The following is a 9575-nucleotide window of genomic DNA, read 5'->3' as shown; positions in this document are numbered from 1 at the left end:
TCAGAATTTGTGAGTATAAAAAACCGAGTAGCATTCTCTTTTATTTCTTGAATTTCAGCCGCTAAAATTTCTAAATTATATATTTTAGCAGCTAATTTACTTGCAATTGCACCAACACCTTCCAACTTTTGATCTTGAATTCTTTTTGCAACTACAGCAGTATCTTTATCTTCAATTAATTTAATATGTGGGTACTGTTTAAAAAACTTATGACATTGTAATAAAGCCATTGGATGTGAATATACCTCTTTAATATCTTCTATACTTTGTCCTTTTAATCCCATTAAATTATGATGAATTTCTAAATGATGTTCACCACAAATTGTTAATTGATTTTCATCAATAAGTGCATAATTTGGTAAAATAGCTCCGGCTATAGAGTTTTCAATAGCCATAATTAAAACCTCAGCTGTTTTATTATGTAATAACGCCGGCATTTCACTAAATGATAGACATTCTAATAAATCTATATTTTTACCAAAATATTGTTCAGCTACTATGTGGTGAAAAGAACCTTTTATTCCTTGTATTGCAACTTTCATTCTTAATTTTTTATCAAAAAAAAATCCCGAATTAAATTCGAGACTTTATCATTTATTTATTTTTTATAAACACATACTAAGCCTCTCTTTTATTGCTAAAATAAAAGTAAAAATAAAAGCTATTCCAAGTGTTTCTTATGTTCATAATTGGTAATTAGAGGACAAATTTATACATTAATTTTAAAAAAGCAACCTTTTTTTACAAAAATAAAGGCTGATTATGAATAAAACGATAAAATCTTATTTTTAATGAATAATAATTAACTAAATAGCTGAAAATATGATTATTTTTAAAATTAAATTATTTAAAAATATAAATTATTTAAAATATTTTCTCAAATTAACGCACTATTCTCAATACAATCTTCCTCTATTATTCTTTCACAAACTAAGCATAAATAGTATTCAAAATTTTTATACACTTTAATCCTGAAGTGCAAAAACGCGCTTCAACAAATCTGTTGAACGCTTTGCTACATTTGCTCTAATTTCTTTTTCTTCAACTTCAACCATTGTAAAAACGCCTTTTAAAGCTTCACCTGTAACATAATCTGTTAAATCTGGGTTTACATCATTTGTTAAAGGTAAATTGTTATATTTTGTGATTAAATCTTTCCAAATTATATCTGCCCCAACTTTTTTAAATGAATTATTTATAATAGGATTAAATTCCTGATATAATGCTTCAGATGTTGCAGTTTGTAAAAATGTTGTAGCAGCATTTTTATCACCAAATAAAATATTTTTAGCATCGGTAAAAGTCATTCCCTTAATTGCATCTACAAAAATTGGGATTGCTTCACTTACTGCATCTTCAGCAGCTCTATTTAATACTTTTAAACCTTCATCAGCTAATTTAGATAAACCAATTTTTCGAAGCGTATTGTCCACTTTTTGTAATTCCTCTGGAAGTAATATTTTTGTCAATTCATTTTTATAAAAACCATCTTCCACGGCAAGTTTAGTAACCTGATTTGTAATTCCACTGTTTAAAGCTTCTTTTAAACCACCCGCAATTTGATCATTTGTAATTCCTCCGTTTGGTAACTGATTTATTACTTGTTGCAATTCTGAACATGCTGAAATTTGAAAAATAACAGCGACTAAAAGTATTCTTTTTAACATATTAAAAGTTTTATATTTTGCTAATATAATGAAATTTACTTTTTAAAATTATCTGTAGTTTTATCATAACCATATGGGCAATGCTTACATCCACTTTTACAACAATATCCTCTTTTTAAATGATATTGCTCTGTAAAAACTCGATAGCCTTGCTCATTAGTATAATAATCTCCTTCTTCTAAGGGAATTGGTTTTTTAAAGTCCATAGCGCAAAAATAAAAAACACTCTGAAAATTCAGAGTGTTTTTAGGATATTTAATTTTTTATTATTCAATTCCTGGAGGATATTTAGCCATAATTTCAGCAACAAACTCATTAATTCGTTCTTCTTTTTTTGAAATATTTCCAGTGGTATTTAACGCTCCACTTCCAATACCTTGCCAAGCAAGTTCTTTTTTGTTGGCATCAATTAAATCTATAAATAAAGTTCCTTCTGTATATTGAGAAATATGTGTCCCAAAGTTTGGCCCATAATACCATGGATGCCAACCATAATACATATTATTGTTATATACATCTACTTTTTGACGCGACTTGGTAAAAATATTTACTAATACATCTGGGTTCTCAGATTTTGTAAAACCTTTAGCTAATAATTCACTTTCTACAGCCTTTAATATTCTTTTCTTATCTAAATCAGAAATTTCAACTTTATCAATACCTTTCTTATAAAAAGCAAAGGTTTTGTACTTAGTAAAATCTACAGAAGTATCATAATCAGTTGTAACTCTAACCGAACTACAAGATGCTACTAAAAAAAGCAGGACTAACGGAAGAAATTTGATAGCTTTCATTTTGTGTATTTTTAAGTTTTAAAATAAATCTTGTAACAATGAATCATCCACCAAATTTGGTAACGTAACTTTTAATTTTGGCTCCACTTCCATTGCTCTTTTAATAGCAAAAGTTGCTCCTTCATTACGTGCCCAATTTCTTCGGGCAATTCCATTATTTACATCCCAAAAAAGCATGCTTTTTAAGCGCTTTTCCGCTTCAATACTACCATCAAGAACCATACCAAAACCGCCATTTATAACTTCTCCCCAACCTACTCCACCTCCATTATGAATAGAAACCCATGTTGCTCCTCTAAAACTATCACCAATCACGTTTTGAATTGCCATATCAGCTGTAAATTGTGAGCCATCATAAATATTTGAAGTTTCTCTGTAAGGTGAATCTGTGCCAGAAACATCGTGATGATCTCTTCCTAATACAATTGGTGCTGAAATTAAATTAGTTTTCACTGCATTGTTAAATGCTTCAGCAATTTTCATTCTTCCTTCAGCATCAGCATATAAAATACGTGCTTGTGAGCCAACCACTAATTTATTTTCTTGAGCTCCTTTAATCCATTGAATATTATCAGCCATTTGTTGCTGAATTTCAATTGGAGAATTTTTCATTAATTCTTCTAAAACTTCACAAGCAATAGTATCTGTTTTTTCTAAATCAGTTGGATCAGCACTTGTACACACCCATCTAAAAGGGCCAAATCCATAATCAAAACACATAGGTCCCATAATGTCTTGCACATAGGAAGGATATCTAAAATCAATTCCATTTTCAGCCATAATATCAGCTCCTGCTCTACTTGCTTCTAATAAAAATGCATTTCCATAATCGAAAAAATAGGTTCCTTTTGCAGTATGTTTATTAATGGCAATTGTTTGTCTTCGTAAACTTTCTTGCACTTTTTCTTTAAATAACTCAGGATTATTTGCCATCATCTCATTAGCATCTTCAAAAGAAATCCCAACTGGATAATAACCGCCCGCCCAAGGATTATGCAAAGATGTTTGGTCTGAACCCAAATCTACATATAAATTTTCTTCAGCAAACTTTTCCCAAACCTCCACTATATTTCCTAAATAAGCAATAGATACAACTTCTTCATTTTCTTTTGCTTTTTGAACTCTTGAAACCAGTGAATTTAAATCTGTAATCTTTTCATCAATCCAACCTTGTGACAAACGAATTTCAGTTATTTTCGGGTTTACTTCAGCGCAAACAGTAATACAACCTGCTATATTTCCAGCTTTTGGCTGTGCTCCACTCATACCTCCTAAACCTGAAGTTAAAAATAATTTTCCAGCTAAATCCTCTCCGTTTTTTGCAATTTTTCTTCCAGCATTTAAAACTGTAATAGTAGTTCCATGAACAATTCCTTGCGGACCAATATACATAAAACTACCCGCAGTCATTTGCCCGTATTGAGTTACACCCAAAGCATTAAATTTTTCCCAATCGTCTTGTTTGCTATAATTAGGAATCATCATTCCATTAGTAACCACAACTCTTGGCGCGTTTCTATGCGAAGGGAACATACCCATTGAATGTCCTGAATACATTACTAATGTTTGGTCTTCTTCCAATTCAGAGAGGTACTGCATGGCCAATAAATACTGAGCCCAATTTTGAAATACTGCACCATTACCGCCATAAGTAATTAATTCATGCGGGTGTTGCGCTACAGCATCATCTAAATTATTTTGAATCATGTGCATAATAGCTTTTGCCTGCTCACATTTTCCTGGAAACTCGTTTATTGGACGTGCATACATTTTATAATCTGGGCGAAAACGATACATATAAATTCTACCATACTCTTTTAGCTCTTCAGCAAATTCTTTAGATAAAACCGCATGATGTTTCTTGTCAAAATAGCGTAAAGCATTTCTTATAGCTAATTCTTTTTCTGCTTTTGATAAAATATCTTTACGTTTTGGAGCATGATTTACAGCTCTATTATATACTTTAATTGAAGGTAATTCATTTGGAATTCCTTGTTTTATTTGATCTTGAAATGTCATAATACTTTTAATTGAGTTCAAATTTTAATTTTTAACATTTAAAAATTAAAAACTACGGATAACGAATTGCAACTCTAAAATGAGTTAAGGCAATACATTTTTTATATTTGAAGTGAAAAATATCCAAGATATTTTTAAGTTATTTTTATGAGTTACAAATATAACGTAAATTGGTTTGATTTTTGAGAAATGTAAGATTGTTATGATACTAATTTTTAAACATATAATTCCAAGAAATTACATTGGATTAACAATTTACCCTTTTATCTTTTTACGAGATAAACATTTAAAATCAAATAAAACATTACTCAATCATGAAAAAATACACTTAAAACAACAAGTAGAACTACTATGGTTGGTCTTTTTTATCTGGTACCCAACTGAGTACCTTATTAGATTATTACAATTTAAAAATCATTATAAAGCTTATAAAAATATAAGTTTTGAAAAAGAAGCTTCTGAAAACGAAACTAATTTAAGTTATTTAAACCATCGAAAAAATTATATTTTTTTAAGTTATTTTAAATAAACACAACCGTTTTATTTTTATACACCATAACTTTACGTTTCGTATGTAATTTAATGGCTCTAGACAATACTATTTTCTCTAAATCTTTACCTTTTAAAATAAAATCTTTTATTGTATTCGTGTGAGTTACACGTGTAATATCTTGTTCAATAATTGGACCTTCATCTAAATCTTCTGTTACATAATGACTTGTAGCTCCAATAATTTTAACACCTCGTTTAAATGCTGAATGATAGGGTTTTGCACCCGGAAAAGCAGGTAAAAATGAATGATGAATATTAATAATATGATTTGGATACTCTTCAATTAATCGACTCGATACTATTTGCATATAACGCGCCAATACTATAAAATCTATTTGATACTCTTTTAATAATTTCAACTGTAAATCTTCAGCTTCAACCTTGTTATCTTTTGTAACTTTTATATAATAATAAGGCAAGTTAAAACTTTTAGCAATATGTTCTAAATCAGGGTGATTGCTAATAATTAAAGGAATCTCAACTTCTAATTCTCCTGAGCTGTATCTACTTAAAATATCATATAAACAGTGTTCGTATTTTGAAACAAACAATGCCATTTTCGGTTTTAAATCTGAATTATACAAATGCCAATTCATCTCAAAATTTTCAGCAATAGTCTCAGAAAAATCTTTTCTAAAATCTTCAATCAAAAAAATTTCTTTAGAAAATTCACATTCTAAACGCATAAAAAATAGTTCCTCTTCTCTATCAACATGTTGGTCTATATAAACAATATTACCATTTTGCTGTTGAATATAGCTTGTTATTGAAGCTATAATTCCTTTCCGGTCATTACAATTTATTAATAATGTTATACGTTTCATTTGTTCATTGTTATTGCATTTTTAATGATAAAATTAAATTGGTTTAATCTTTTTCAATTGAAAAAAAATTTATTTAACTTATTTTATTCTAAAAAAATTAAGAGCCAAAATTATATAAAAAAAGCGCTTGCATTACCAAACCTCAAAAAGTTAGTTAATTAATAATAATTCGTTAATAATTTTAAAAAATTCATAAATTGCAATCCATATTCAAGATAATTTTACAAAATGGAAAATAAAACACCCTATAAGCCAGTAAATAAAGTAAGAATTGTAACAGCTGCTACTCTTTTTGATGGGCATGATGCTGCAATAAACATTATGAGAAGAATTATTCAAGCTACAGGTGTTGAAGTTATTCATTTAGGCCATGATAGAAGTGTTGAAGAAGTTGTGGATTGTGCTATACAGGAAGATGCAAATGCTATTGCACTAACTTCTTACCAAGGCGGTCATAATGAGTATTTTAAGTATGTTGTGGATTTATTGCGTGAAAAAGGAGCTTCTCATATTAAAATTTATGGTGGAGGTGGCGGCGTAATTCTTCCAGAAGAAATTAAAGATTTAATGAATTATGGAGTTACACGAATTTACACTCCTGATGATGGAAGACGAATGGGATTGCAAGGAATGATAAACGATATGATTGAAACAAGTGATTTTCCTACTGGTGAAATTATAGACTTCAATGTTTCTGACTTATCTAAAAAAAATTCTTTACAATTAGCGAAAGCAATTTCGGCAGCCGAAAATTTTTCTGAAAAACATGTTGAGTTTATTTCTAAAATTAGGAAACAATCAAAAAAATCCGCTATTCCTGTTTTAGGAATTACGGGAACTGGAGGTTCTGGAAAATCATCAACTGTTGATGAATTAGTGAGAAGATATTTAGTTGATTTTCCTAAAAAAACAATTGCTATTATATCTGTTGATCCTTCAAAAAAGAAAACAGGCGGAGCACTTCTTGGAGATAGAATTAGAATGAATTCTATTAAGAATAAACGTGTTTATATGCGTTCATTAGCAACACGACAATCCAATTTAGCATTATCAAAACACGTAAGTGATGCCGTTGCTATTTTAAAAGTTGCGGGGTATGATTTAGTCATATTAGAAACTTCAGGAATTGGACAAAGCGACACCGAAATTATAGACCACTCAGATGTTTCTTTATATGTAATGACTCCAGAATACGGAGCTGCAACACAATTGGAAAAAATTGACATGATTGATTTTGCCGATGTAATTGCACTAAATAAATTTGATAAACGTGGCGCATTAGATGCTTTGCGTGATGTTAAAAAACAATACCAACGCAATCATAATTTGTGGGATTCAAATGTTGATTCAATGCCCGTTTATGGTACCATTGCATCGCAATTTAACGACCCCGGCACCAATGAATTGTATCGTGTTTTAATGAATAAACTCGATGAAAAAACAGGAACAAATTTCAATAGTACTTTTGAAGTTTCTGATGGAATGAGTGAAAAACAATTTATAATTCCACCAAACAGAACTCGTTATTTATCAGAAATCACAGAAAACAACCGCCTTTACAGTAAAACTAGTTTAGAGCAAAAAGATATTGCTCAGAAATTATATGGAATTTATAAAACAATTGAAGTTGTTTCTGGTATAAAACTGAGCTCAGTAGAAGGATCTTTTCTTTCTCAAATTGGCTTAAATGAAGATGAGATTCTGAAACAAGCTCAAAATAACGAATCAAAAGAGTTAATTACACTTCTTTTTAAAGAATTTTCAAGAGTTAAAATGGATTTAAATCCACACAATTGGAACCTAATTTTAAACTGGGAAACAAAAAAACAATCCTACAAAAATGAAATTTATTCTTATAAAGTACGTGATAAAGAAATTTGCATAAAAACGCATAGCGAATCTCTTTCCCATTTACAAATCCCTAAAATTTCATTGCCAAAATATGAAGCTTGGGGCGATTTATTATTATGGTCTTTAGAAGAAAATGTACCTGGTGAATTCCCATATACTTCAGGTCTTTTTCCATTTAAAAGAACAGGTGAAGATCCTACCAGAATGTTTGCTGGTGAAGGTGGACCAGAACGCACAAACAGACGTTTTCATTATGTAAGTTTAGGCTTACCTGCAAAACGTTTATCTACTGCTTTTGATTCTGTTACTTTATATGGAAATGACCCTGATATTCGCCCAGATATTTATGGTAAAATTGGAAATGCAGGAGTTTCTATTTGTTGTTTAGATGATGCTAAAAAATTGTATTCCGGCTTCGATTTAACCAATGCAATGACCTCGGTTTCAATGACAATAAACGGACCTGCACCAATGATGTTGGCATTTTTTATGAATGCAGCCATTGATCAGGAATGTGAAAAATACATTATTGAGAATGGATTAGAAACAGCAATTGAAGAAAAAATAAAAACTATTTACGCTAAAAAAGGTGTAGATAGACCAAAATATCAAGGTGATTTACCTGAAGGAAACAATGGTTTAGGATTAATGCTTCTTGGTGTAACTGGTGATGAAGTTTTACCAAATGAAGTGTATCAAAAAATTAAAATTGAAACTATTGCAACAGTTAGAGGAACTGTACAAGCTGATATTTTAAAAGAAGATCAAGCTCAAAATACGTGTATTTTTTCAACTGAATTTGCGTTGCGTTTAATGGGTGATGTACAAGAATATTTTATTTCTAATAATGTACGAAACTTTTATTCGGTTTCAATTTCTGGATATCATATTGCAGAAGCCGGTGCCAATCCAATTTCACAATTAGCGTTTACATTAGCAAACGGATTTACCTATGTTGAATACTATTTATCTAGAGGAATGGACATTAATAAATTTGGTCCAAACTTATCCTTCTTCTTTTCAAATGGTGTAGATCCTGAATATGCTGTAATTGGTAGAGTTGCTCGTAAAATTTGGGCAAAAGCCATGAAAAATAAATATGGAGCAAATTCCAGAGCTCAAATGTTAAAATATCACATTCAAACTTCAGGAAGAAGCTTGCATGCTCAAGAAATAGATTTTAATGATATTCGTACAACATTGCAAGCTTTGTACGCTATTTACGATAATTGTAACAGTTTACACACCAATGCATACGATGAAGCAATTACAACACCTACTGAAGAAAGCGTGCGTAGAGCCATGGCAATTCAGCTAATTATTAATAAGGAATTAGGCTTAACTCAAAACGAAAATCCAATTCAGGGGTCATTTATTATTGAAGAATTAACTGACTTGGTTGAAGAAGCCATTTATGTTGAATTTGATAGAATTACTGAACGAGGTGGAGTTCTTGGCGCTATGGAAACCATGTATCAACGCAGTAAAATACAAGAAGAAAGTTTGTATTATGAAACATTAAAACATAACGGTGAATTTCCAATTATTGGCGTTAATACTTTTTTAAGTAGCAAAGGTTCTCCAACCGTTTTACCTCAAGAAGTTATTAGAGCTACGGAAGAAGAAAAGCAATATCAAATTACGGTTGTTGAAAATTTGAATACAGGAAACAAAGAAACAGTTTTAAAACATGTGGAATTGTTAAAACAAAAATCGATTAACAATGAAAATATTTTTGAGCAATTAATGGAAGCTTGTAAAGTGTGTTCTATTGGTCAAATTACAGACGCGTTATTTGAAGTTGGTGGACAATATAGAAGGAATATGTAATTTTTGAAGTTTTGAGTTTTGAGTGTCTCGACTGCGCT

General features: G+C 30.3%; 8 protein-coding genes. 2 read left to right on the top strand and 6 right to left on the bottom strand.

All coding sequences use genetic code 11. The annotated features are described in order from the left end of the window. The 5 genes from ABY863_RS10990 to ABY863_RS10970 form a co-directional block, all read right to left on the bottom strand. Nucleotides 1-542 (bottom strand): prephenate dehydratase domain-containing protein (locus ABY863_RS10990; protein WP_372794760.1); only part of this gene is annotated, 542 nt, incomplete at its 3' end. A gap of 423 nt (nt 543-965) precedes the next feature. Next, nucleotides 966-1667, bottom strand: a complete 702-nt coding sequence (locus ABY863_RS10985; RefSeq protein ID WP_372794758.1) for a DUF4197 domain-containing protein — start codon at nt 1665-1667, stop codon at nt 966-968. Between the two features lie 35 nt (nt 1668-1702). Then, nucleotides 1703-1873, bottom strand: coding sequence for a DUF5522 domain-containing protein (locus tag ABY863_RS10980; protein WP_372794756.1), 171 nt, complete (start codon nt 1871-1873; stop codon nt 1703-1705). Between the two features lie 60 nt (nt 1874-1933). After that, a complete protein-coding gene (locus tag ABY863_RS10975; protein ID WP_372794754.1) occupies nt 1934-2461 on the bottom strand; it encodes a DUF4136 domain-containing protein in 528 nt (175 codons plus the stop codon). Nucleotides 2462-2479: 18 nt separating this feature from the next. Next, on the bottom strand, nt 2480-4480 hold the full coding sequence (locus ABY863_RS10970; protein WP_372794762.1) for a urocanate hydratase: 2001 nt from the start codon (nt 4478-4480) through the stop codon (nt 2480-2482). 202 nt (nt 4481-4682) lie between these two features. Between ABY863_RS10970 and ABY863_RS10965 the strand changes: the two genes are divergently transcribed. Then, nucleotides 4683-5009, top strand: coding sequence for a hypothetical protein (locus tag ABY863_RS10965; RefSeq protein ID WP_372794752.1), 327 nt, complete (start codon nt 4683-4685; stop codon nt 5007-5009). On the opposite strand, the gene purU is transcribed toward ABY863_RS10965, so the two are convergent. Beyond that, nucleotides 5002-5856, bottom strand: coding sequence for a formyltetrahydrofolate deformylase (gene purU / locus ABY863_RS10960; RefSeq protein ID WP_372794750.1), 855 nt, complete (start codon nt 5854-5856; stop codon nt 5002-5004). The genes ABY863_RS10965 and purU overlap by 8 nt on opposite strands. 228 nt (nt 5857-6084) lie before the next feature. Between purU and ABY863_RS10955 the strand changes: the two genes are divergently transcribed. Beyond that, nucleotides 6085-9537 carry a methylmalonyl-CoA mutase family protein gene (locus ABY863_RS10955; protein WP_372794748.1) on the top strand — a complete coding sequence of 1151 codons (3453 nt, stop codon included), beginning with the start codon at nt 6085-6087 and terminating at the stop codon, nt 9535-9537. Nucleotides 9538-9575 lie beyond the last annotated feature (38 nt).

Source organism: Lutibacter sp. (assembly GCF_041562875.1).
Taxonomy (GTDB): domain Bacteria; phylum Bacteroidota; class Bacteroidia; order Flavobacteriales; family Flavobacteriaceae; genus Lutibacter.
Note: the sequence above shows the minus strand (reverse complement) of the source record. Positions and strands in the feature narration are given on the sequence as shown.